The sequence below is a fragment of the Staphylococcus debuckii genome (assembly GCF_003718735.1).
In the GTDB taxonomy this organism is placed as follows: Bacteria; Bacillota; Bacilli; order Staphylococcales; family Staphylococcaceae; genus Staphylococcus; species Staphylococcus debuckii.
On record NZ_CP033460.1, the window covers coordinates 2,558,898 to 2,583,279 of the forward strand.

Here is a 24,382-nt window from a genome sequence, read left to right on the forward strand (position 1 = left end):
TGCAGCATTAGAATAGACAGCATGGTCCCCCATAATCAACATACCCCCGCAACTTCGAATTGCGGCATCCTCGCTTGACTTAACTGCGGTGATGATGCGTCGTATGCTTATCGCTCAAATATTTACGTTTAATCTTATTATAACAATACATAATATTATCTTGCATACCCGGAAAATCGTGATCAATTTTCATCATTAATTGATGTGCAATAATATATGCCTCATGATATTGTTTCTTAGAGATTTGTTTCGACTCCAACGCACGTAATAAATCGTCTTCATCAACCAGTTCATATTCCCCATTCGGCAATACGATAACGTCTAAACATAAATCGACTGTACGCGCTTTCCCTTTTTGCGTAATATTTTTAATATTAATATCAAAATAATATTCTAACGGATTTCCATGTTCATCTAGCATCACCGTTATACTGTAGCGTTTTTTATCCGGCACAATCTGCAACCATTGATAATTATCATCAGCCACCACAATGGTTTGGCCGACAACATTCACTTTCAGCGGCTCTCTTACTTTTTTCATAGTGATTAATCCAATGATTCCCTTGAATTTATTATTATTCACCTTAACTTCAGTATAATCTCTCTCGATCAGACGACGCCAGTGACGTTTATCAATGTATTTCACTTTCATTGTCACCAACTCCTTGTCATCATTATATAAAACTGAATCATACATGTCACTCAATGTTTGCTAAACTTAACATTTATACACATTATAATTTCATATTTTAAATAGATAATTAACAAGCAATTACACTGATAGAGCTATACTGACGATGAATAAAATAAAGCTTGGAACAAGCGCATTTTCTATTCAGATAGCTACTGCCAGTTCAAAGAGCAAGGAGCTGAGACATTATTATGTCCCAGCCCCTTGCTCTATAAATAACTTGTTGTTAGCTCAGTTGTTATACTGTTTTCACTGCATATTTCTTAATAACTTCAGAAAGTGCTGGAAACTGTGTTGTCAGTGTCGGTTGATCTAACAACTCGAAATGCTCAAACATAAAGCCTGGCTGACACATACACCCTACTAAAGCGTATCCCGCTTCGCCTTTAATCGAAGAAGCAAAGATTGTACCTGCCGGAACCACATGATGCAACACATCACCATCAGCAATATTTGCGCCGATATGCACTGTCTCATATTTCCCATCAGGGTATATCATATGCACCGTCAAAGTTTGGCCTGCATGATAATACCAAATTTCATCAGCATCAATCCGATGAAAATGCGAAATATGTTTGTCAGTTAAGAGAAAGTAGATACTCGTATAGGCTGCTCTGGAAGCTGTCGTATTTTTATTCTCTCGAATGACTTCTTTGAAAAAACCGCCTTCCGGATGCGGTTCTAACTCTAATAATTGTATCCACTCTTTTGCTGTATGCATATTATGCGTCCAAATCTACGTTATGATAAACATTTTGTACATCTTCTAAATCTTCTAACGCATCAATCAAGCCTTCAAAAGTTGCTTTGTCTTCATCAGATAATTGAATGTCATTTTGAGGAAGCATTTCAAATTCAGCAACTTGGAAATCTTCTACCCCATCTTGGCGTAAAGCATCTTGTACTTGTGCGAACTGATCAGGTTCAGCATAGACAATTGTCAGGTTGCCGTCTTCCACTACATCACGTACATCTAAATCTTGTTCCATCAACACTTCTAGAATTTCATCAGCTGATTTACCTTCAAAGGCAAAGGTCGCCGTATGATCGAACATATATGCTACTGAACCAGATACACCCATGTTCCCGCCATTTTTACCAAATGCAGCACGTACATCAGATGCTGTACGGTTCACGTTATTTGTTAAAGCGTCGACGATTAACATAGAACCATTAGGTCCGAATCCTTCGTAACGCAAATTATCATAATTTTCATCATCTGAGCCCTTAGCTTTATCAATTGCGCGATCAATGATATTTCTAGGTACATTATATGTTTTCGCACGTTCTAATACTAAACGTAAGTTTTGGTTAGATTCTGGATCCGGTTCTCCTGATTTTGCTGCAACATATATTTCTTTACCGAATTTAGCATAAATACGGCTTGTATTTTTATCTTTTTGGGCTTTTTTCTCTTTGATGTTATTCCATTTACGTCCCATACTTCCATCTCGCTTTCGCTCTCATTTTTAACATCAACTATTATACATGATTTTCGCACTAATATATAGTTTTAACGCACCAAATACTACTTTAGTGGAATTTTTTCTTGAATTTATGCAAAAAAGGGAGCGGGACCATATAATGTCCCACTCCCTTCATCCGTTATTATATCTCTCACTGTATTTCTATAGGAAAGTATAGATGCTTTCCGAGCTATTTCTCTAGATATTTGTCAATATCATTGAGCATAGCATTCAGTTTTTCTATGTTGCTTTCATCCATAAACAAATAAACTTTACGTTCGTCTGTATTAGATCTGACCTTGCTGACACGTTCTTGACTGACTAACTTGCGAATTGAAGCAAGTACTTTCGTACGGCTCAATTCAAAGGCATCTGTTGCAATTTTTAAGAATGGCTGCATCAACATTTTTTCTTTGGTGCAATGTTCATGAATACAGTTCAAGACTACAAAATCATTCATATTGATTTTGTGTGATGTCTCTATGTAATTCATTAGATCCATATACTTTTTATATTCGTTTAATAAAGACTCTAACTTACTTTTTTTCAAAGTATACTCCTCCATATTTTATACAGATATAATACTTTAATTATGGATATTTAAAGCCAGAAAGTCTTTAGTGTTTGCCCATATTCTTTAACCACTTTTTCCAAGTAGAACAAATTGAATTGTGTAATACTTTTTATTAAATACAGCAATTAATATGATTTATCTTTTCTTTTTATAAAAAGAAAGTAACTGTAGTGAATTAAAATTGATATTGGTATTCATTGTTCCAACACGGAAATCATGTTCAAAGACATCAAATCTAGGGTGATTCACACTTTTAATCTTTCGTTTTAAATATTCCGACCAATGATAAGTATCTAATAACGGTGGAGATATGATAGTATTCATATTACCATATTTATAGTCAGTAATTTCTCTAGTCACAAGATAATTTTTTCTTAATTGATTACTTTTGAAACCAATATTGAATTGATACCTATTTTGGTTGGTTAAATACATTTCGTTTTCAATCACACGCCAATCATATAACATAATTGCAAAGCGTTCTTTATCTTCAGTAATTACATAAGGCTTTTCATTATAAAAATAAAACGTTTCAAAATCAGATAGTTGTTGATAAAGAAAATAAAGCGTCGTTTTCAAACCATTTTTATCATACAAATATAACGTCTTGCTCTGAGTCTGTTGGACCAAGTTGATACCGATCCCATATAAAGCTCCATAAAACTGCGTAAACATATACATCATTAACGGTGTACTATCTAATAAACTTAAATCATCATTTAATAAATTACGATTAGGTAAATTAATAAGAATATACTGTCTTTCATCTAAGTGCATACGTTTCATGACGGATTTAATTTCAGTAAGTTCTGCTACTTGTTTGATAGGCAGATTATCGTATTCCTTTTCTAAATATGGATAATCTAGTTCAGCATTATCAATAAAATAATGTGTGAAACTGATTCTCTTCAATCGTGTTTCCATTGCTTTAAATTCTTCTGGCTGATTGAAAAGTTGTGTAATATCAAGATTAAAATCGATATTAAAATCTAAATCTTGTATTCTTAACATCTGTACGTATATTTCTTTTAATTCCGTATCTTTCAAATTAAACGTTAAAGAAATTTGTGTAGAATGAGATTTTAATGCTGTACAAATAGGATGCGCTAAAAATCTTTCAGATTTCATTAATCCTTCTTTCATATATTCTATGTCGTGTTGATCTTCCACCATGAAAGCTACATTTAAATTATACTGGTAGATGGTATCCAACATTTGAAAGATTTCTTCTATATCTAACTTACGGTAGATTTGTGATATGCTTATTTGTATCAACAACATTGCCTCATTATCGAAGTCGATAATAGATTTATTGTGGCAATCGATTAGCATCATTTTTAATTCGCTTACTTCATGTATTTGAATAGCCATCACAAATGGGCGCGTTGGAGAGAAACGTGGATTTATCTCATCGATGTAGACCATATTTTCTTCATCATCATTAAAATTGCGTAATGCTTCTACGAGATAAGCAATATAAGCAGTTTTTCCCTTTTCAGAAAGTGACACTCTAAAGTCTTTGAATAAATAACTTATATTCTTTTGAAATTGAGTTAATTTGCGATATACATTTGGTGTCATTAAAAGATGCTGTTTAAATTTCTTGGTATAGAGACTTGAATGGCTGAAGCCTACTCTTTCTGCTATATATCCGATCGTATCGTCAGTAGTATTCAAATACTCTAAAGATAAACCAATTCGTAACGTTTCAACGTACTTTTTAAATCCTACATTGAAAATTTCATAAAATTTTGCAGATAATGCCGTTTTGGAAGTGAAAAAAGCTTTCGACATTGAATCAAGTGTTAATTTAGAATCAATATGTTCATGTATATATTCTACAATCTCTCTATATTGATTAGGAATTGCAGGGGGCATTTGAGAGGTAATGAAGTTTTTGTTTACTGAAGCCTCTTCAACTAATATCGTACAAATTTTTCTGATTTGACGTGAAAGTGCTTCTTCTGTAAGTGTTTCTTCTAAGTAGCGAACCATTAGACTCGCCATACATTTTTTTATATCGTTTACAGATTGAATAAGTTGAATATTAAACATATAATTATAAAATCTGAAACCGCTTTCTTTAAACCAATCGCTTGCTATATAAAGAATTATCGTTTTTTCATTCTTCTTTATTTGAAAAATATCGTTGTGATTAATAATATGCAATTGATTTGATAAGGTATACGTTTCGGTAAAATGCTGAATTTCTGCAACATTGTCTGCTGGCCACAACAATAAAATACCGTCATAACATCTATTTAGCGGCAATGTTTCTGCCGTATATAATTCAATAATATCACTTTTCATAATATAACCTTTAAATAAAATAAGCGCTTCATTTTAAGAAATTAACGCTGTATCTTCATTTTATTTCCTCTCCTGTTAAATTATAAAGGATAGTTCATCTCAAATTTAGCACAGCAAAAAAATAAAAACAAATTTTAAATATTAATCCATTTTTTATGTTGCTTAAAATCACGTAATGCGTGATTGTATAGTATTATTTAAGTCTAAAAAAAAGCAGTTGGTGTTTACTTTATTATCTAACCTTTATCGTAATACACCAACTGATTGTTGCGAAACTTTTATATTATTTTTAAGAAATTAGTCTCTAAAACGGTTTGCGAGACTTAATATATTGATGATGATATTTAATAAGTTCACAAATAAGTTAAATCCCATCTCGCTTGGCTCGAATTGTCCTCTTTTCAAACGGTTAAAGTCATAAAGCGTGTAGAGTAAAAATAAACCTACAGCTATCACATTGATCACGGTATAAAAAATCGGATTATGAATAAAGAAACCGATTAATGAAGCAATAATTAAAGCCACTAATACAACAAATAAGTATTTGCCAATACTCGAAGCGTCTTGAATAAAGAAATAACCTACAATTCCGAAAGCAATAAATGCTCCGACTGCTAATGCAATATTTTTATAAAACAGGTCAGCACCCAAGTTTTGTAAATAAGTTGCAAAAGAAGCGTAAGCCAATAATCCAATAGCAATTGCGTAGATATTGCTTATAATAAAGCCGAATCTACGTGAACGATTAATAAAAAGTGAAATTAAGATTAAAACCGTTAAGCCGATTGAAAGCGGTCTGCGCCATTCTAAAGGGAGGTATTGGCCGAAATAAGTGCCGATACCGAATATTATCCAGAAATACATAAAATACAACCATACTTTTGCATATGCATGAGATCTTGTCATGGTGTTTGAGTGTTGTGCCATATTTTCGAAGCGCCTCCATTTAAAATAAGAAAAAATTAGATTTTGTATAACAATAACACATTTCTTGCATGAATAATATTAATCACATCGGCGTCTTAATATTACAATCATTACGATAACAATTTCACATAATATCAGAATATTCTGTTCTAGACAGTCATAACAGGCCTTATAGAATTATTAAAAACACATTGTTATTATTAAATATTATTACAAGAACATGACATTTCCCACAGAGAAGCATTTTTTTGCTAAGATGTGGAAGTAAAGAAAGAGAAAATTTATCATTACATACAAAGTGATTTTTATAAATATGATAATTTACATTATAAGGAGGAACTCCCTTTGAAAAAGTTAGCAGTTACATTTTCAGTTGCAACAGGTGCTGCATTAGCATTAACTCACCAAGATGCAGACGCTTCGACTCAACATACTGTACAATCCGGTGAATCTCTTTGGTCCATTGCCGATCAATATGGTGTCTCTGTAGACAGTATCAAACAAGATAATAACTTGAGCAACAACATGTTATTCCCTGGACAAGTTATTACTGTAAATGGAAGCAGCCAACAAGGCACAAATACTAACACGAATGTGGGTTCAACTAACCAAGGCGGTGCTACACATAACGTTCAAGCTGGAGAATCACTCGGTATTATTGCTGCACAATACGGTACTTCTGCTGAAGCAATCATGCAAGCTAATGGATTGAACGGTTATCTGATCCATCCAGGACAATCCCTTACAATTCCTAATGCTGCTGGTGGTCAAGGTGGCGGACAAGGCGGTACACCAACTGCTGTAGAAAATGGGAATTCTCCAACTTTCAATCACCAAAACTTATACGATTGGGGTCAATGTACATGGCATGTCTTTAATCGTCGTGCCGAAACTGGACAACCTATCAGTACTTATTGGTACAATGCAGAGAACTGGGCTTCTAATTCTCAAGCAGACGGCTACACTGTTAATAGCCAACCGACACCAGGTTCAATTTTACAATCATATGAAGGTCCAGTAGGCCATGTAGCTTATGTGGAACAAGTTAATGGCGACGGCAGTATCTTAGTTTCTGAAATGAACTATGCTACTCCTCCAGGTGTTGTCGGCTATCGTACAATTCCTGCATCAATGGTTTCTAGCTATAACTATATTCATTAATGTAAATAAATGTTTAAACAAAAAAGCTTCTTTCTGCCATATTGTTTGGTAAAGAAAGAAGCTTTTTTGGTCTTTTTAATTTTAGATGGTGGTTATGCCGCTCCCTACCTCTGCTATGTCCATTGACACATTTTTTATACAAATTACTACTGTACATAAAGTATGTATATTAAATTCTAAGAGCGACGATATAGAGAAAGAGATTTGGACAAAATTATGTCCAAATCCCTCTTTTTGAACTAGCAGTAGTTATCCGAGTAGGACAACGAAATATTTTTCAGTAATGTTATGTCTGTCCAACTCCAAATCCACTATATAAAGATGTGCATAATCCAATACACAATCGCTGCGACAATGGCAGAAATCGGTAAAGTAATTACCCAAGTTACAATCATACGTTGTGCAGTACTCCATTTAACACCTTTAGCACGGTTAGAAGCACCTACACCAAGAATTGATGAAGATACAACGTGTGTTGTAGATAATGGGAAATGTAATGATGATGCTACAAAGATTGTTAAAGCTGATGATAAGTCAGCAGCTGCACCGTTAGCCGGACGAATTTTCATGATGTTGCCGCCGACTGTTTTAATAATTTTCCAACCACCAATTGCAGTACCAAGACCCATAGCAGTTGCACAGGCCATTTTAACCCATAATGCTGGTTCTACGTTACTACCATCTTGTAAATTAGCTACGATTAAAGCTAATGTGATAATACCCATAGATTTCTGAGCATCGTTGGTACCATGTGAGAATGATTGCAATGCCGCTGTAAAAATCTGGAATATTCTAAAGTTGCGATTTGTTTTCGTTAAATTAGCATTTTTAAAGAACACTTTAATAATTGAATACATAATAAAACCAACACAAAATGCAACTAAAGGTGACACAATCAATACGATAATGATTTTAGTGAAACCTTGGAAGTGCAATACTGTAAATGATCCTTGAGAAGCGACAGCCGCCCCTGCGATTGCACCAATCAATGCATGTGATGATGAACTTGGAATACCGAAAAACCAAGTTAATAAGTTCCAAAAAATGGCAGCGAAAATGGCTGCAAGTACAACAACAAGTCCATTTTGTAATTTAAATGGATCTACGATGTCTTTAGTAATTGTTCCAGCTACACCTGTAAATGTTAACGCACCGATAAAGTTCATAACGGCGGCGAGTAAAATTGCGCGACGAGGAGTCAGCGCTCTAGTTGACACTGCAGTGGCTACCGCATTGGCTGTATCATGGAAACCATTAATAAAGTCAAATATCAATGAAAAAATGACGATAGCTACAGTGATAATTAAAACATAGTCCATAGTTTATAACTCCTTAGCTATTTTTCATGATAATTGTTTCGAAATTGTTTGCTACAGCTTGGCACTTATCTGCAACATCTTCTAGACCTTCATATATATCTTTAATTTTAATTAATGTAATTGGATCTGTTTCGCTGTTGAAGATATGTTTAATAGATTGTCTTAAAATACCATCACAGTTTGTTTCAAATTCTTTAATATTGATAGAATGAATACGCATGTGCGAAAGTTTCTTTTCTACTAATAAACCAATTGCTAATTTCATTTCAGCTACAGCTTTTTGAATGTTTTCTACAAATTCAGCCATATACTCATCTGAATACTCAATCGAATACATTTCAAACATTGCTGATGTTTCCTCCATGGCATCTAACACGTCATCGATAGCGTTACATAAAGATAGAATATCTTCACGTTCGATTGGGGTAATAAAAGTTTGGTTTAAATCTGAAATCACTTGGTGCATCAATTCATCACCATGCGATTCATAAGTTTTAATGTTATCAGAATAAGCTTTTAAATCTAGGTGAGTATTGAAGTCCATTTTTCCGAACTCAATAGCAGCACGGTCTAGATTGAACACCATTTCCTCTAACTTAACCATAAACTTATCCTTTTTCTTATTAAACATTGAAAAATCCTCCATTTTCAGCAATTGCTTCCAATCACATTTCGTAGTTTAAAAATTCATTTTCTGTTATTCTTCAAAAACTTCTAATAAATAGTTTAAAATTCTGTCATATACCCGTGCATGCGAGCAATAAACTAAATTTACCTTCCTAAAAAGAAAATAGCACAAAATTTACATCTCTACAATTATATTTACACAATCTTAACAATTGAGACATATGTTTTACATTTTCCATCATCTCCCTATTTTCAAGAGGAATAAGACAAGCATAATATTGTGCTTTGTCCCTCCCCAGCAAAGTTGACTAGAAGAGGAAAAAGCTTGCAACAAGCATATTTTCTCTTCAGAAAGTGAAGTATTTACCTCTATCAAAATCTATTAACCACTTCTATATAGAAGATAATGGTCTCTATAGTGCTATATCCTAGCCAAGTACATTTCACACATTAAAAATACGCTAAGAGAACAAAAAGCGTTCTCCTAGCGTTTTAATTTTAAATAGAATGTCTAATTGCACGTTTCATATGCGCGTAGGCAATAATTGCAAAGCATGCATAGATAATAGTATAGATAATCATCACTAAAAATATAGGTGTATGATCACTAGATCCCATTAATTTCAAAAAGGCACAGGCTGCGAAATAAGCATGTAATAACCCGACAATTAAAGGTAAACCGAAATTAAAGATAACCTTTAAAATCAATCCTCGCTTCATATCATCTTGTGTAAATCCTAGTTTACGCAGAATCTTAAAGTTTTCCATCTCATCTTCTGTTTCATCCATTTGTTTAATGTAAATAATACAACCTGCAGCAATTAAGAAAGCAATCCCTAAGAAACTCGAAACAAACAAGAATACGCTGCTGAAACTTCTAAAATCATCAGCAATTTCTTTTTTTGTCATATAGTCAGGATTGATTTGATGCAACAATTGAGTCGCTTCAGCTTCTTGGTGTTTCTCTTTAAAGGTAAACCCATATTGGCTCACTAAATCATCTTTATCATAAGCTGCTTTATTCTTAACCAACTGGTAATCTTCATGATTCAGAATTAATAACTTTCCGCCTCTAAGTGTTTCTTGGCTAAATTTAATATTCAAATCCGAAAGTCTTACTTTTACTCGCAACAAAGGTTGTTTGTCTTTATTTTTAAATTGTACATATGAATGATCATTAATATCGCCTAATGTTAGACCTGTACCATAAGGTTGTATTAACTCTCCTTTACCTTTAGTAATATGGGCACCTTCAACATATTGCTCACTTGTAACTTGAAGACCCATCATATTTCCTAAATTTCCATTATATAAATTATTCTCCACATTAAATAGAGCTAACAACTGTTTATAATTTTCATGATATTGAATGTTATGTTGTTCTAATAAATTGTGATAGCGTTCCGCATCTTGCTTTTTCTGAATCGTAGCATCGTATGGTGATGATAAATTGATTTGTACATGTTCACTTTTCAAAGTGATTGCACTGAAACATAATACAGTTACAGTAATCGCTGAAATTACCGCAATAATCGTTAATGACAAAGCATTCTTTTTCATGCGATGCATAATTGAAGAAGTGAAGATGACATCATTAATATCGATGTTTCCATTTTTTCGCTTTTTCAATACCTTAAAAAATAAAGATACGGTGCTGCGGAAGAAGAAATAAGCGCCTAGTACCGTTAAAAAGAGAATTAAAAACGGTATTACAGGAATTACGTATAACTTAACATTCAAAGCACAGTAGTAACCTGTGGCAATCATTAACACGCCGATAATTCCAAAGATAGTTTCTGCTTTAGTTATTTTATTCTCTTTAACGTCAGTAGTTTGACGTGTTCGTATCAACATTAAAATAGAACGTCTCTTAATGAAAAGAGCATTTTGCAGAATAATTAAAGCATAAGCAAGTATCAGCATTAAAACTGTAGCAATTAATGCTTTCAAACTAAATGTCAGATGGATGCTTTCTTGTATGTGCATGAGCTTCAATACGATTAACAATAACAGACGCGATCCGAGAAACCCGCCTATAATTCCTACAATGCCAGTCATTAAGAAAATCACAACTTGTTCCAACATCAACATACGGACAATATTCGATCTCGTTAAACCGATTAATTGGTAAAGTCCCAACTCATTGACCCGCTGTTTAATAAAAAGTTGGTTTACATACATCAGGAAAATCACGATGATGATGAAAAGGAATATGCTTCCGACATTCGCACCTTCGCGTATAATTTTAGCTGAGTCTTCGTTATTAATACTCTTTGCATATTTTAAAGTTACAAAGCTGAAATACAATGCAATACTAATAATTAAGGAAAATAAATATAAGCCATAATGTCTTAAGTTTTGCTTTAAATTCTTTAATACGATATGTCTAAATGTCATACTCTACACCGCCCAAGACGCTTTGTGCTTGAATGACTTCTTTATAAAAGGCTTGTTTGTCTTGCTCGCCTTGGTAGAGTTCTGAATAAATCTGACCATCTTTCAACATAATAATACGATTAGAATAACTCGCCGCAGCGGGATCATGCGTTACCATTAGAATAGTAGACTCAAAACGTTCATTCATCGCCTTCAAACGTCTCAATAAATCTTGCGCACTTTTAGAATCTAAGGCGCCTGTAGGTTCATCTGCAAAGATGATGGAAGGCCGCGTAATAAAAGCTCGCGCAGCTGATACACGTTGTTTCTGACCTCCTGAAATTTCAGATGGATATTTATCTGCCAGTTCTGAAATACCTAAAGCCTCAGTGACTTCTTCAAAATATTTTTCCGCTTCATTTTTCTCCAAATTTTGTATCGACAACGGCAACATAATGTTTTCTTTCACTGTCAATGTATTCAACAAATTATAGTCCTGAAAAATAAAGCCGATTTCGCGCTTACGTACTTCAGAAAGTTGTTTATTCGTCAAATCTTGCAGTTGATGACCGTTCAATTCTACTGACCCTTGTGTGACATAATCAATGGAACTTAACATGTTCAACAATGTCGTCTTTCCTGAACCAGAGGGTCCCATGATAGAAATGAATTCACCTTTCTCAACTTTGAAAGACAAGCCCTTCAGCACTTCTTGAGCGACGTGTTTATTTCCAAATACTTTGGTGAGATTAGATACTGTAAGAATTGCCATTTCAATTCCTCTCCTTTTGGTAATAATTTATACCTCTAGTTTATGCAATTCATTCAGCAAGGTCGTTTGTTTGAGCTAACAAATCAGGCATTTAAAATGACAAATTTGTCACTTCGGCTTTCCGGGCCACGATTTCATTTTGTTTAGGAAAAGTTAAATGTATTTTTGTCCCCTCATCAACCACTGATTCAATCTCCACTTTTATCCCTAGATTGTGTTTGATTTGGTCCACCAGGTAAAGTCCAATGCCTGAAGAAGTGGTTTCGCTTCGATGGCCAGTAGACGTAAAGCCCCGATCAAAAACCCGCGGCAAATCTTTAGCGGGTATTCCTCTGCCTTTATCACAAACCTCAAGATGGATATGGTTGCTTTGAGAAAAGGCTCTGATACTAATATCTTCGCCTTCAGGACTATATTTTACTGCATTAGTAATAAGTTGACGTAATAGCATCTTGCACCATTTCCTGTCAGATAAAACTTCATAATCTTCCTCAAAATCCATATCGAAACCGATCCCCTTTTGTTGACTGATGTGGCGGGTAAGTTGGACTTCTTCTATTATCATTCGTTTTAAAGAAATTTTTTCAAAATAAGCATCTCGTCCTTTTGAATCTAATCTCACTAGATACAGTTGATTATCCAGCATAGAATTCATGCGAGACCATTCAAATAACAATTCATTTCGTTTCTCTTTATCCGGTTCTTTTTCTACGAGCAGCTTCATTGCGGTTAAAGGCGTCTTCATTTCATGTACAAAGTGAGTCAAACTCTGTTCTTGTTCTTTTAAAGTAACAGCTTGCTTCGAAACGATTTTCTTTTGACGCGTTATTTGTGCATACAAGTAACTTAAAACTTCTCTTTCCATTGGAGAATTTGCCGCTTCTTTATGTTTCAACTCTTCGACTTCGCGCATTTCCGATAACTTTTTCAAAAAAGCAGTTTCACGTAAATAAGCAAAAAAGAGAAAAACCACAATAATCATCAAATTAAATAACGCTACATAACCGACTGCACCCACAGACAAATCTGGGTCTAAGTAACCAAAAATCAATAAAACAACTTGTAATACTAAGAGCAGCAGTATCCAATTCATGCGGGTCTCTAGGAAGTCCTTCACACGTTTAAACCACGTCATTGGCTATATATCCTTTACCTACACGTGTTTCAATTGCTTTATCCAAGCCGAAATCTGCAAGTTTTTTACGCAAGCGATTAATATTCACTGTTAACGTATTATCGCTGACAAAAGCCTCATCATCCCATAATGCTGTAATGAGATTGTCACGGCTAACTGTTTCATTTCGATGTTTTAGTAAAATTTCGAGAATCAGCATTTCCGTTTTAGATAAATGAATTTCTGCACCTTCGCGTTCTAATACACCTTTCGCCAAATCAACTTGAATCCCACCCCAAGTCATACTGCGCTGTTCTTCTAAGTTAAATTGGTAAACTCTTCGATAAACTGCTTTCAACTTAGCGATCAATACATTGGTATAAAAAGGCTTCTGAATAAAGTCATCAGCACCTAATTCCATACTCATCACTTGGTCCATAGGATTGTCCCGTGCAGATAAGAATAGAATCGGTACATTCGATTCATGACGAATTTGTCGGCACCAATAAAAACCATCGTATTTCGGCAATTCGACATCCATAATAATAATCTCAGGATTTTTTGTTCAGCCTCTGATGAAACATTGCCAAAGTCCTCTACTCCTTCAACATGCAAATCCCAATGTTCTAATTCTTTCTTTAGTTGTTTAAATAACGTTTTATCATCTTCTACGAGCAGTATCTTCATTTTCTATCACCTTTCCGATTAATATTTCAGGAATGTTTCAGAATGATTTCATTTACATTTCAACATTTTTCTTCTAAACTAGAAATTGTGCTTTTCATCAATTTTTTGTTTTTGTAAAAAAATAGAGTAGAATTAAACTAAAATAATGCTAAATACACCGAGATAGTGTACACTCAGTGTAATACTACCTTATAAAATGGAGGGTGTCTATGGAACATTCAATTAGAGAAATAAGTATTAATGATGCAGATGACTATATCAAATTGATTAAAGATATCTATGATGAGTCTGATTATATGTTGTATAGTCCTGGTGAATATGTCCCATCTCTATCAAGTGTCTTAAAAAATCTTGAGCATTTTATCACTTCTCCATCTAATACTATTTACGTCGCAGAAATTGATGGTATGCTAATTGGGTTCGCAATCGTTTCCTCACGCAAATACGAACGCACACAGCACGAAACACGCGTGCGTATCGGAATCCGTGAACATTACCGCAACAAAGGCGTCGGACACTCATTGTTGAATGCCGTTGATGCTTGGGCTTTAAATCACGGTATCAGACGACTAGAAGCATTGGTGGTTCCTCAGAACGATCATGCAGTAGAACTGTTCAAATCAGCGAACTATCAAGTTGAAGGCGAAATGCGCGATAAACTTAAAATCGACAATCAATATTATAACGAATATGTAATGGCGAAATTATTACGTTAAAGCCACTGAATTTTTAAGGTTCTTGCCCATTTGTGGTGAATGGTGCAAGAACCTTTTTTCTATTTTATTTAAAAAAATGAGACTGGCGGAGGTGGTGGGACATCGGAGTCGAGCCTAAATATTCAGGGGGTAAACTCCGGTTATTGGACATGTTGGCCTCATTCTTGGCCAATATACCCTTTTATTGGACACGTTGCCCTCATTCTTGGCCAATATACCCTTTTATTGGACACGTTGCTCTCATTCTTGGCCGATATATCCGTTTATTGGACTCGTTTGTCGCCATCTTGGCCGATATATCCTTTTATTGACCACGTTGCCCGCATTCTTGGCCAATATATTCATTTACCAATCATGTTTCACTCTCATCTCCCTCGCCAGCCGCTTTAATCACTAGACTGCCAACAATATTTCTTCGATATTTCCTTTCCCACTCGTACAATTCTTATTCTGATACCTACACTCCACAAATGAAGGGCCTAAGACATTCATCTATGTCCCGGCCCCCTATTAAAATTAGAATGGATTTAATTGAATCGGCTCAAATTGCTCATTTTGTTTCTTAATATTTGTTGAGCTCGTGTTACGACTTAGGAAATGTTGTACAGCTGCTAAATTTTCCTTAGATTCTGGTTTATCTAAATGGAATTGATATTGGTGATGCAGATGATGTGTTCCATCAAAGAAGAAAGTGTCGGTCGGTATATCGTGTTGTTTTAAAACATCAGCGAATTCAACGTTTTGACTGGCAAATGGATCCGCATCGCCTACAGATAAGAACGTTGGCGGATATTGTCTAGTAACATGCTCAACTGTAGACATCTCAGATAAGTTCTTAAATTCTGATTCCCAATGTGACGTGCCTGTGTAACTGCGCATAAATAATTGGATACGCGGAAACTCAGTTTTTTTAACCGTATTCATATTGTAAAAGCCTCCGAAGAAAATGGCTGCCCGAATATCTTTGGGTTTAAATTGTTGTTTAAAATCCATTGAACTACGCAGCGACTTATCCGTCTGTATTGCTGTATATTGACTGGAAAGCTGGGCACCAGCTGAATCGCCGCCAAATACAACTTGATCAAAATCAATCGGCAATTCATGTCTGTTCTTTTTAATGAAAGAAACAGCTTGGTCCATTTGCATTAAAGGTGTCGGATATTTGTACTCTGGTGCGAGCGCATAATTGACGTTCACTACAATATAACCTTGTTCTGCAATTTTAGATAACAATGGATTCTTATACTGCTTATCTCCAGCAATGAACCCGCCACCATGCATCCAAAATATAACTGGTAATTTAACATCCTTATCTAACTCTGCAGGTGTAATAATATCTAATTGACTCTTGGGAAAAGTCTTACCGTATGTAATATTATTAAAGATTTTTACATTTCGGTTATTCAATTGTACTTTTTCTTTCATGTCTTGTGTATGACGATAATCAAAGTATTTTTTTATACTGATGCCCGCTGCAATACAAAGAACGATAACTATGATTGTACTCCATACAAGCCAGCGTTTTTTGCGCTTGCTCATGCCACCAAGTCCTCTCTCTGTCGTTTGTCGCATTATACAATTTGCCTTTATTGTACTGTATATAACTTTATTTCTCAAAGCGTGTACTCATCATATACAGAAAAAGCGCAGCACTTAATGCGCTACGCTTACTTTTTAGAATTTCATTCAACTGTATCTGACAGTTGCTTGACCTTTTTTATAAAATAATTTGCTATATCTAGTAACTTAACACAATTGACTTATTACGCAATGTGCTCTTTGTTTGCTTTCTTACGTTTAAAGTATTTAACCAATACTGCAACTACGATTAACAATCCTACATAACCCATTGCTGGATATAAGAAGTTAATTAAGCTTGAGAATCCAACAAAGCTGAGTCCATATGCAACCAGCATCATAATGATAATTAAGATATGATACTTTTTGCTGTAAGGTGTTGTAAAGCGTGCTGCGAAAGAATAGAGCAATCCTAAAATTGTGTTATACATTACAGCTAACATTACAATTGATAATAAGATAGTAACAATTGGGTGAATACCGTGTGCTAATGTAAGCGTCGGAATTGCCGCATCTTTGATTGCTGGATATTCTGTTTGCAGTGCGAATGTAATTAAAGCGAGCAAGATAGTATAAACCACGCCGCCGAATAATGCGCCTGCACCTGATACTTTACGTCGGCTGGCATCACCGCCAATAGCCACAATTGTACTGAAACCAACTGCAAATGCTAAACCGCCGTATATTGTACCTCTCCAAATACCCATAACCGGGTTAGCGTCCGGAACCACTGAGTTAATTTGTGAAATCGGCACTTGACCTTTTACTAAGTATACGCCAGCAATTATAATTACTAACACAATTAAGAATGGTGTAACTACACCAAGCGCGCGTACAATTTTGTTGAAGTCCATTAATAATGTAATATAGATTGCAATTACCATGATTAATGAACCTAACCAGGTTGGAATACCATAACTTTCATGGAATGCAGATCCAGCCCCTGCAATCATTGTGACAGAAATTCCAAATAAGAAAAAGACGAGTATATAGTCGATGATGCGTCCAAATTGCTTCCCGAATATATACGAAAGTGTCGATTCGTGGTTTTCTGCATCGAAAGCTGTCCCAATTTTTGCTACTTGTCTTCCGATGAATCCTAAAATTAAACCTGCTATTAATACACCAATGTATGCATATAATCCATAATCTGTGAAAAATTGCATAACTTCTTGGCCTGTTGAGAAACCTGCGCCGACGACTACACCGACATAGGCAAAGCCAATTTTTACAGTTTCTTTATTAAACGTCATGATAACGTATAATACCTCCTCGTGTAATTAAACAATGCTTGCCAACGATTATACTTACTATCCATAGCGTTTTCTGTCTTTTTAAAGGTCATGAATTTTTCCATGAAAAGTATATAGTAACAAGAAAATACCTTGTTGCGCAACATGCGCTTTGTATAAACGACTCAATACATCATTAAGTTACCCTCAATATAATAATGTTACTCATAAAAAATACCGAGGTTATCCATTAGTAAAACTGAAGGATAAAATTAATGCTGTATTTACCCTGCCCCCTCCCGTAAAAACAAGGGACTCGGACAAAATAATGTCCCAGCCCCTGTTGTTTAGTAAAATTATTCATTTAAGATACTTATTATTTTGCATCACGATTTTGATTTAATTCATCAATACTGACTACTACATTATCCATGCGTTTCGCTGTTTGTTTAAGAATATTACGTGCTACGTTATTATTTGGATCTAATTTAAGAATTTGTTTAGAAATATCGAAAGCTTTCTTATCTGAAATAACAGGTTCAGGAATAGCGTGGAGTAATAACATTTGCAATAAGCTCTTCACTTCTTTGCCCTCAGTGAGTTTTATGGAAGATTCAGCATGATAATAAGCAGAGTCAAGTGCGCCTTCAACTTCACTGAGTGGATAAACCAACAGCAAGAAAGCTAAATCATGCAATTCAGCAGTTTCGCCTTCTTTCATCATGTCTAAAATGCATGTATAAAACATGACACTTTCGACATCATGTGCACTTGAAATATAAGCTTCTTCAAATTCCATAAAATCTGATTCGGACATTAATTGTTTGACTGATTCAAATTCGCCGTTTAAGACATGTCGCTTTATTAAATCTTGCATGGCAATGTCCTCCTATATTTGAACAGATTTTATTTGCAATTACTGTTATTTTACCACAATCTTTTGCAATTAACATTAATAACCTTAAAGGCTCGCAATATATTTTTACCTATTTAAATTAAAAACTTTTTGTACGATACATCAAGTATAAGAAATAAGGCGCACCAATCAAGGCTACGACGATTCCTGCCGGGATTCCGGATGGTTGCAGAATCGCTTGTCCTAAAGTATCGGAGAAGACCAATAGAAAAGCGCCGATGAAAATAGCAAGTGGCATAAATAATTGGTGTCTAGGCCCGACAATTGTTTTAGCTATATGCGGTCCCATCAAACCAATGAAGCTTATAGCGCCGCTTACTGCCACGGCTGCAGAAGATAACGCTACAGCGGTAAACAGTATAACTATACGTTCGCATCGCACATTAATTCCTAAACCTTGGGCAATTTGCGCATTAGTATTTAAGATATTCAAGATGTTCGCTTTAGTGAATAAAAATGGAATAATCACAATCAGCCATGGTATCAGAGCAATCACAAAGCTCCAATCGTCTCCCCAAATATTTCCAGCAAGCCAAGTAGCCATGAATTCTGATTGATCGCGGTCAAACTTAGACATTACTGTTAATGAACCGCCAGATAGCGCGGCAGAAAGTCCGACCCCTACTAATACCATACTAGCAGGTGTAATCCCTTTTTCTTTAGTATAACTGAAGTAAAAAATAATTGTAGCCGTCAAGATACCGCCAATAATACTTAATATCGGCAATACGTAAACAAAGTTATCTGCGTTGACATGGCCAATTACTAAAAATAATGCAATTAAAAAGCCGCTTCCGGCATTAATCCCTAATATCCCTGGTTCAGCAAGCGGATTATTCGTCACACTTTGCATCATTGCACCACTCATACTTAATGCTGCTCCTGCTAAAATAGTTATCAGCATCCGCGGTAATCTGAAATCTAACAAAATCAGACTATCTGTATACTCACCTTGACCAAATAATGTTTTGAAAAACGTACTGACTGACATATGGTATTCACCGGAAGTCACACTCCATACACATGCAGCAAACAACATGACAATCGTGATAACCAATGCAATGAGTTGTTTCATTCGTAATTTCGGTTCAATCATATTGTACGACCTCCTTTTCTAATTAAATAGATAAAGTAAGGCACGCCGATAAACGATACAATCGCGCCGACTGGAGCATCACCTAACATGCGAGCAACTGTATCAGCTAGTAACACTAAGAAACCGCCGAGCACAGCTGTTAAAGGAATGACTTTTGCATAGTCTGTGCCAATCAAGAAACGTACAATATGCGGTACAATGAGCCCGACAAAGGCAATTTGACCAACCATTGCCACAGCAATACCGGCTAAGAGCATCGTCAATATTAAGCTGATGGTACGAATCCATTTGACATTCTGTCCTAAACCTGTGGCTAAACTTTCTCCTAGATTGAGAATCGTCAGCTGTTTGCTTAAAAGAACAATTAAAATAACTGTCACAATGATAATAGGCGCGCTCCATTTTAACTGAATCCAAGTTGTACCAGAAACACCGCCCATACTCCAAAAGTTAATATCTTGATTGAGTTTAAATAACAGTGCGATTCCTTGACTCAGTGCAGTTAAGAAAGCACTTACTGCGGCCCCTGCTAAAATGATACGAATCGGATTGAAACCATCTTGGCGTGAACGGCCCATCATCAGTACAATAGTTCCGCCTAAAATAGAACCGACGAAACCAGCGATCATTAAGATGCCGAAACTCGCACTTGGATAGAAAGCATAAGTAACAGTCAACATAAAGCTTGCCCCTGCATTTAATCCAATTAAACTAGGGTCGGCTAAGCCGTTTTTTGTTACACCTTGCACTACAGCACCTGCAACTGCTAATGCCATACCGACTAATACCGCGCCTAAATCGCGCGGTATCCGGATTTCACTTATAATATTATGTTGTTCAATTGCTGGATTATAATGGAAGACAGCTTGATAGATTGTCGATAAGTGAATTCTTGCATCACCATATAAAATAGATATCAACAACATAATGAAAAGTAAGAGACAAGATAAAATAAATGCAGATGTGAAATTAATTTGTTTTTGTTTTTTCTGCTTTTGAGTCATCTAACTTTCCTCACACTTTTGAATAATGCTTACATAATAAATCATATGTGACGAGCATCGGTTTTCCTGTACGTGGATCGGTACTTAATTCAGCATCAATATTAAATACTTGTTCTAAAATATCTTTCGTTAATACTTCTTGAGTTTCACCTGAAGAGACAATGTCTCCGCCTTTCATAGCGATAAGGTAGTCGGAGAAGCGGATTGCTTGGTTAATATCATGCAACACCATCACAATTGTAGTTCCATGTTCGCGGTTTAATTCTTGAACAAGTTCCAAAATTTCTAGTTGGTGACTGATATCTAAATAAGTTGTCGGTTCATCTAAAAAGATAATGTCAGTTTTTTGGGCTAAAGCCATAGCAATCCAAACACGTTGTCTTTGACCGCCACTGAGATCATTAATTGCGCGGTGTTTAAAGTCATATGTTCCAGTTACTTTTAAAGCCCAGTCAATTTCTTCTTTATCTTCAGCACTTAAACGACCGAATCCCTTTTGGTGCGGGAAGCGTCCATAAGATACTAATTCACCAGCTGTAAGTCCATCAGCAACATCAGGAGATTGCGGTAAAATTGCAATCTTTTTAGCGATTTCTTTTGTAGATTGTGTGTGGATATTTTTACCATCTAATAAAATTTCGCCATTTTTCACAGAAAGCAGACGTGATAATGCTTTTAACAATGTCGATTTGCCGCAACCGTTCGGTCCAATGATGGATGTCACTTTGCCATCAGGAATTTCAACGTCTAAATCACTAACAATAACATGTTCCCCATATCCGATTGTTACTTGTTGACCGTTTAAACGATTCATCAATTTCTTTCATCCTTCCATTTTTTGAAAACATTTAATCAAGCTTTGAGATCAGGTATTTTTCCGATCCTTCCCCATTCCAAAGCTTTACTCAGTTTTCTTTCATCTCTTAAAAATTATTTATTTCGTAAGATTGAACTTCATTACTGCTCGTTTCAATCTAATAATATTTATCTTAAGTTCTTTATCAATCACCTTAATGTAATTGATAATCATTATCATAGGATATATTATAACACCTCAGTGTTTATTTTCCTAACAAATCTTCATATTAGACATGAAAAAACTGAGACATGAAATGAATGCCTCAGCTTGCTTTATAAAATATTAAATAATACTTTTGTCCTGCTCTATAAATTATTCATCAGCTAAAAATCCATTACCATAAACATCACGCACATCGTGAATAACTAAAAAGGCATTTTCATCTAAACTGCGAATCAGACGTTTAGCTTTCGAAACTTGAGTCTTACTGATAACTACATATAAGATTTCTTTATCTTCTTTAGAATAATAGCCGCGACCGTCGATAATCGTCACACCACGCCCTACTTTTTCATCTATGACTTTAGCTACCTCATCAGGACGGCTGGAAATAATAGTCATAGCTTTCTTAGTATTTAAACCTTCAATTACAAATTCCATAACTTTAGTTCCAATGTATAAAGAAATAATGGTTACCAAGATTTTATCTAGCGGAATAACCGTAATAGAGATGGCTACTACAATTAAATCGAAGAATAATAAAGCATACGATGTACTGACATCTAAGTACTTATGAGCTAAGCGAGCTAAAATTGTTGTTCCCGCAGTTGTTCCGCCGGCCAGGACAATCACTCCGATGCCTAAACCAACACAAGAACCCCCAAAAACTGCATTTACCACAACGTTGCCTGTCTCAATATGCCAAGATTCTGTCAATCCCAAGAAAACAGAAATTAAAACGGTTGCAATGATAGTTAAAAACATACTCCGCTTACTTAAAAATTTATAACCGATGATGATTAAAATTGCATTCAAAACAAAGTTGGTAATGCCTGGTGATAAATGAAATGCATAATATAAAACGATGGCAAGTCCGGTCACACCACCTTCGCCTAGTTTACCTGAAATGATGAATGTATTTACCCCAGCTGAAAAAACAAACGATCCAAATACTACTAACGCCAGGTCGCGCACTGTTTTTCTGTTCAAAATGACCGCCCCCTTATAAAATTGTATACACAATTAAATGTTAGCATAAGTCCCGTCATGCCTACAATATAGCGATTTATATTTTACCGTCCCAATATTTTATTAATAATTCTGAAAATTTTGTTTACTTTCGATTAGCGGTTTGCTATAATAAATTTCAACTTCTTTAATCAATAGATTAAGGGAGTTATCTCCTTTGTGTTGTTTACAATAAACAAACAAAATTTTCGCTCGAATGCACGAACAGTACCTAGTCCTTACTGATTACGTGTATCAAATTCATTTCCCGTAAAAGACCAAGTAATGTTTGTGTCTCCCCACATTCATTAATTTGGTCTTTTCATATTATTAACTTCTTTTCTTCAAATAAAAAATAAAAAACAATGCTCAACCAAAAGTTGAACATTGCTTCACGAAAATATTGACTTACCATGCAAACAATCCGACAAATGCAGCTGTAAGTAGTGAAACGAGTATACCTGATAATAACATCATCGGTACATATTTCGATACAAAATCGGATGTTTTTTGGTTTACGATTCCTTTTAATGTTCCGACAATCATACCGATTGTAGAGAAGTTTGCAAATGAAACAAGGAATGTAGAAATAACGGCTCGTCTATGCGGGTCATATGATTTAACCACATCTGAAATTTGTCCCATAACTACGAACTCATTGGTAACAATTTTCTTCGCCATTTGTTGTGCTACAATCCACGCTGTATCCCATGGCAATCCAAGAAGTAATGCAAATGGATACATAAATACACCTAGAATTTGGTTGAGGCCGAAACTGCCTTTTACGTGAATCCAACCGCCGATAATGCCTGTAATCAAATTGATGAAACGATCTAATAAGTCAGCTAATGCTACGAAACTGATTACAAATGCAATAATAATCAATACTAATTTCCCAGCATTTATTACTGAGTCACCTAAGAATGAGAAGAACGGTTGGCGTTGTGCGCCTTCTTCTTTAATATTATAAATAATATCTTCTCGTTCTTCTACACTGACTGGGTTTAAAATCGATGTCACAATAATAGCATTAATAATATTTAAAGGAATAGCAGTTAATACTAATTCACCAGGAATCATCGTAACGTATGCCCCGACAATTGCGCCTGACACTGAACTCATCGACATCATGGCGATGGTTAATACACGGACTTCGTTCATTCTTTTTAGTTGTTCACTTGAAACAGCTAATGCCTCAGTGTTTCCTAAGAACATCATTTCAATACCGAAGAATGACTCGAATTTAGGCTGACGAGTAACTTTCGCTAATAACCAACCTACTGCTCCGATAAATTTCGGCAAAATATTTAAATACATTAAGATATCAAATAATGGAACGACAAGTAAAATCGGGAATAATGCTGAAATCGCCATATCCATTTGCTTTTGGTTTACAAAACTTGCAAATGCAAAACCAGTACCTGCATTGGCAGATTCTATTACCCAGGAAATACCATCCGCCATTTTAGATACGAACCAGTTGCCCCATGGAAAGAACACAAAGAACCATGCAAGAAATAAGTTAACAACGACTAAGATTACAACTGACTTCCATTGAATTGCTTTACGGTTTCTGGAAAAGAGCACTGCAATTCCTAAAAATACCGCCAGCCCAATAATATTGATAAGTAAGTACATATGACACCCGCCTTTTATTTTTCTGAAATATGTATGAATAGATTATCACTCAAAAATAACTGCTTGTATAAGCGCTCTTTTCTTTAAGCAATAGGATTCACATCATTATAGTTGATCGTATTTACAAAGATAATTTAAATGCTTTTTTAGTA

At 35.2% G+C, this 24,382-nt stretch carries 21 protein-coding genes and 1 pseudogene; 2 read left to right on the top strand and 20 right to left on the bottom strand.

The genetic code is table 11. The features are described 5' to 3' along the window. Nucleotides 1–79 precede the first annotated feature (79 nt). The 6 genes from CNQ82_RS12430 to CNQ82_RS12455 all read right to left on the bottom strand — a co-directional run bounded on the left by CNQ82_RS12430 (nt 80) and on the right by CNQ82_RS12455 (nt 5,968). Entirely contained in the window at nt 80–652 is a 573-nt protein-coding gene (locus tag CNQ82_RS12430) for a ribonuclease FAU-1 family protein (protein ID WP_095106649.1), read from the bottom strand. 277 nt (nt 653–929) lie between these two features. Further along, on the bottom strand, nt 930–1,412 hold the full coding sequence (locus CNQ82_RS12435) for a cupin domain-containing protein (protein ID WP_123145514.1): 483 nt from the start codon (nt 1,410–1,412) through the stop codon (nt 930–932). A gap of 1 nt (nt 1,413) precedes the next feature. After that, a complete protein-coding gene (locus tag CNQ82_RS12440) occupies nt 1,414–2,133 on the bottom strand; it encodes a YebC/PmpR family DNA-binding transcriptional regulator (protein WP_123145515.1) in 720 nt (239 codons plus the stop codon). A gap of 214 nt (nt 2,134–2,347) precedes the next feature. After that, nucleotides 2,348–2,707 (bottom strand): transcriptional regulator, SarA/Rot family, encoded by a 360-nt coding sequence (locus tag CNQ82_RS12445; protein ID WP_095106654.1) that lies wholly within the window; start codon nt 2,705–2,707, stop codon nt 2,348–2,350. Nucleotides 2,708–2,866: 159 nt separating this feature from the next. Continuing rightward, nucleotides 2,867–5,041: a helix-turn-helix transcriptional regulator gene (locus CNQ82_RS12450; protein ID WP_123145516.1), complete on the bottom strand. Its 2,175-nt coding sequence runs from the start codon at nt 5,039–5,041 to the stop codon at nt 2,867–2,869. Nucleotides 5,042–5,338: 297 nt separating this feature from the next. Further along, nucleotides 5,339–5,968 carry a Bax inhibitor-1/YccA family protein gene (locus CNQ82_RS12455; protein ID WP_123145517.1) on the bottom strand — a complete coding sequence of 210 codons (630 nt, stop codon included), beginning with the start codon at nt 5,966–5,968 and terminating at the stop codon, nt 5,339–5,341. A gap of 345 nt (nt 5,969–6,313) precedes the next feature. Between CNQ82_RS12455 and CNQ82_RS12460 the strand changes: the two genes are divergently transcribed. After that, nucleotides 6,314–7,129: a CHAP domain-containing protein gene (locus CNQ82_RS12460; RefSeq protein ID WP_123145518.1), complete on the top strand. Its 816-nt coding sequence runs from the start codon at nt 6,314–6,316 to the stop codon at nt 7,127–7,129. A gap of 311 nt (nt 7,130–7,440) precedes the next feature. On the opposite strand, the gene CNQ82_RS12465 is transcribed toward CNQ82_RS12460, so the two are convergent. The 6 genes and pseudogenes from CNQ82_RS12465 to CNQ82_RS12490 all read right to left on the bottom strand — a co-directional run bounded on the left by CNQ82_RS12465 (nt 7,441) and on the right by CNQ82_RS12490 (nt 14,024). After that, nucleotides 7,441–8,448: an inorganic phosphate transporter gene (locus CNQ82_RS12465; RefSeq protein ID WP_123145519.1), complete on the bottom strand. Its 1,008-nt coding sequence runs from the start codon at nt 8,446–8,448 to the stop codon at nt 7,441–7,443. A gap of 13 nt (nt 8,449–8,461) precedes the next feature. Then, on the bottom strand, nt 8,462–9,079 hold the full coding sequence (locus CNQ82_RS12470) for a DUF47 domain-containing protein (RefSeq protein ID WP_123145520.1): 618 nt from the start codon (nt 9,077–9,079) through the stop codon (nt 8,462–8,464). 494 nt (nt 9,080–9,573) lie between these two features. Beyond that, the gene (locus CNQ82_RS12475) at nt 9,574–11,472 is read right to left on the bottom strand and encodes an FtsX-like permease family protein (RefSeq protein WP_123145521.1); all 1,899 of its coding nucleotides are present in this window, start codon (nt 11,470–11,472) and stop codon (nt 9,574–9,576) included. Next, entirely contained in the window at nt 11,462–12,223 is a 762-nt protein-coding gene (locus tag CNQ82_RS12480) for an ABC transporter ATP-binding protein (protein ID WP_123145522.1), read from the bottom strand. Before CNQ82_RS12480 ends, CNQ82_RS12475 begins: the two co-directional genes overlap by 11 nt. 91 nt (nt 12,224–12,314) lie before the next feature. After that, nucleotides 12,315–13,358, bottom strand: a complete 1,044-nt coding sequence (locus tag CNQ82_RS12485) for a sensor histidine kinase (RefSeq protein ID WP_123145523.1) — start codon at nt 13,356–13,358, stop codon at nt 12,315–12,317. Continuing rightward, nucleotides 13,345–14,024, bottom strand: a pseudogene (locus tag CNQ82_RS12490) (response regulator). Before CNQ82_RS12490 ends, CNQ82_RS12485 begins: the two are co-directional and overlap by 14 nt. A gap of 209 nt (nt 14,025–14,233) precedes the next feature. Between CNQ82_RS12490 and CNQ82_RS12495 the strand changes: the two are divergent. Then, nucleotides 14,234–14,740 (top strand): GNAT family N-acetyltransferase, encoded by a 507-nt coding sequence (locus CNQ82_RS12495; protein ID WP_095106677.1) that lies wholly within the window; start codon nt 14,234–14,236, stop codon nt 14,738–14,740. Between the two features lie 516 nt (nt 14,741–15,256). Here the strand turns inward: CNQ82_RS12495 and CNQ82_RS12500 are convergent. From CNQ82_RS12500 to CNQ82_RS12535, 8 genes are all read right to left on the bottom strand, one after another. Further along, complete coding sequence (locus CNQ82_RS12500; RefSeq protein WP_123145524.1) at nt 15,257–16,279, bottom strand: alpha/beta hydrolase; 1,023 nt, start codon at nt 16,277–16,279, stop codon at nt 15,257–15,259. Nucleotides 16,280–16,503: 224 nt separating this feature from the next. Then, nucleotides 16,504–17,571, bottom strand: a complete 1,068-nt coding sequence (locus CNQ82_RS12505; protein WP_123145525.1) for a YkvI family membrane protein — start codon at nt 17,569–17,571, stop codon at nt 16,504–16,506. 355 nt (nt 17,572–17,926) lie between these two features. Continuing rightward, nucleotides 17,927–18,427 carry a hypothetical protein gene (locus CNQ82_RS12510; protein ID WP_046100190.1) on the bottom strand — a complete coding sequence of 167 codons (501 nt, stop codon included), beginning with the start codon at nt 18,425–18,427 and terminating at the stop codon, nt 17,927–17,929. A 118-nt stretch (nt 18,428–18,545) separates the two neighbouring features. Beyond that, nucleotides 18,546–19,562, bottom strand: a complete 1,017-nt coding sequence (locus tag CNQ82_RS12515; RefSeq protein WP_123145526.1) for a FecCD family ABC transporter permease — start codon at nt 19,560–19,562, stop codon at nt 18,546–18,548. Further along, nucleotides 19,559–20,566 (bottom strand): FecCD family ABC transporter permease, encoded by a 1,008-nt coding sequence (locus CNQ82_RS12520; RefSeq protein ID WP_123145527.1) that lies wholly within the window; start codon nt 20,564–20,566, stop codon nt 19,559–19,561. The genes CNQ82_RS12515 and CNQ82_RS12520 overlap by 4 nt, the downstream gene beginning before the upstream one ends. Before the next feature lie 10 nt (nt 20,567–20,576). Then, nucleotides 20,577–21,380, bottom strand: coding sequence for an ABC transporter ATP-binding protein (locus CNQ82_RS12525; RefSeq protein WP_123145528.1), 804 nt, complete (start codon nt 21,378–21,380; stop codon nt 20,577–20,579). 357 nt (nt 21,381–21,737) lie between these two features. After that, the gene (locus tag CNQ82_RS12530; protein WP_123145529.1) at nt 21,738–22,574 is read right to left on the bottom strand and encodes a YitT family protein; all 837 of its coding nucleotides are present in this window, start codon (nt 22,572–22,574) and stop codon (nt 21,738–21,740) included. A 426-nt stretch (nt 22,575–23,000) separates the two neighbouring features. Next, on the bottom strand, nt 23,001–24,230 hold the full coding sequence (locus CNQ82_RS12535; protein WP_123145530.1) for a NupC/NupG family nucleoside CNT transporter: 1,230 nt from the start codon (nt 24,228–24,230) through the stop codon (nt 23,001–23,003). Between the last annotated feature and the right edge of the window lie 152 nt (nt 24,231–24,382).

What these genes read in the sequence shown, in the direction of transcription:
- CNQ82_RS12430 (WP_095106649.1), bottom strand. Translation starts at nt 652, where the DNA reads ATGAAAGTGAAATACATTGATAAACGTCACTGGCGTCGTCTGATCGAG.
- CNQ82_RS12435 (WP_123145514.1), bottom strand. Translation starts at nt 1,412, where the DNA reads ATGCATACAGCAAAAGAGTGGATACAATTATTAGAGTTAGAACCGCAT.
- CNQ82_RS12440 (WP_123145515.1), bottom strand. Translation starts at nt 2,133, where the DNA reads ATGGGACGTAAATGGAATAACATCAAAGAGAAAAAAGCCCAAAAAGAT.
- CNQ82_RS12450 (WP_123145516.1), bottom strand. Translation starts at nt 5,041, where the DNA reads ATGAAAAGTGATATTATTGAATTATATACGGCAGAAACATTGCCGCTA.
- CNQ82_RS12455 (WP_123145517.1), bottom strand. Translation starts at nt 5,968, where the DNA reads ATGGCACAACACTCAAACACCATGACAAGATCTCATGCATATGCAAAA.
- CNQ82_RS12465 (WP_123145519.1), bottom strand. Translation starts at nt 8,448, where the DNA reads ATGGACTATGTTTTAATTATCACTGTAGCTATCGTCATTTTTTCATTG.
- CNQ82_RS12470 (WP_123145520.1), bottom strand. Translation starts at nt 9,079, where the DNA reads ATGTTTAATAAGAAAAAGGATAAGTTTATGGTTAAGTTAGAGGAAATG.
- CNQ82_RS12475 (WP_123145521.1), bottom strand. Translation starts at nt 11,472, where the DNA reads ATGACATTTAGACATATCGTATTAAAGAATTTAAAGCAAAACTTAAGA.
- CNQ82_RS12480 (WP_123145522.1), bottom strand. Translation starts at nt 12,223, where the DNA reads ATGGCAATTCTTACAGTATCTAATCTCACCAAAGTATTTGGAAATAAA.
- CNQ82_RS12485 (WP_123145523.1), bottom strand. Translation starts at nt 13,358, where the DNA reads ATGACGTGGTTTAAACGTGTGAAGGACTTCCTAGAGACCCGCATGAAT.
- CNQ82_RS12495 (WP_095106677.1), top strand. Translation starts at nt 14,234, where the DNA reads ATGGAACATTCAATTAGAGAAATAAGTATTAATGATGCAGATGACTAT.
- CNQ82_RS12500 (WP_123145524.1), bottom strand. Translation starts at nt 16,279, where the DNA reads ATGAGCAAGCGCAAAAAACGCTGGCTTGTATGGAGTACAATCATAGTT.
- CNQ82_RS12505 (WP_123145525.1), bottom strand. Translation starts at nt 17,571, where the DNA reads ATGACGTTTAATAAAGAAACTGTAAAAATTGGCTTTGCCTATGTCGGT.
- CNQ82_RS12510 (WP_046100190.1), bottom strand. Translation starts at nt 18,427, where the DNA reads ATGCAAGATTTAATAAAGCGACATGTCTTAAACGGCGAATTTGAATCA.
- CNQ82_RS12515 (WP_123145526.1), bottom strand. Translation starts at nt 19,562, where the DNA reads ATGATTGAACCGAAATTACGAATGAAACAACTCATTGCATTGGTTATC.
- CNQ82_RS12520 (WP_123145527.1), bottom strand. Translation starts at nt 20,566, where the DNA reads ATGACTCAAAAGCAGAAAAAACAAAAACAAATTAATTTCACATCTGCA.
- CNQ82_RS12525 (WP_123145528.1), bottom strand. Translation starts at nt 21,380, where the DNA reads ATGAATCGTTTAAACGGTCAACAAGTAACAATCGGATATGGGGAACAT.
- CNQ82_RS12535 (WP_123145530.1), bottom strand. Translation starts at nt 24,230, where the DNA reads ATGTACTTACTTATCAATATTATTGGGCTGGCGGTATTTTTAGGAATT.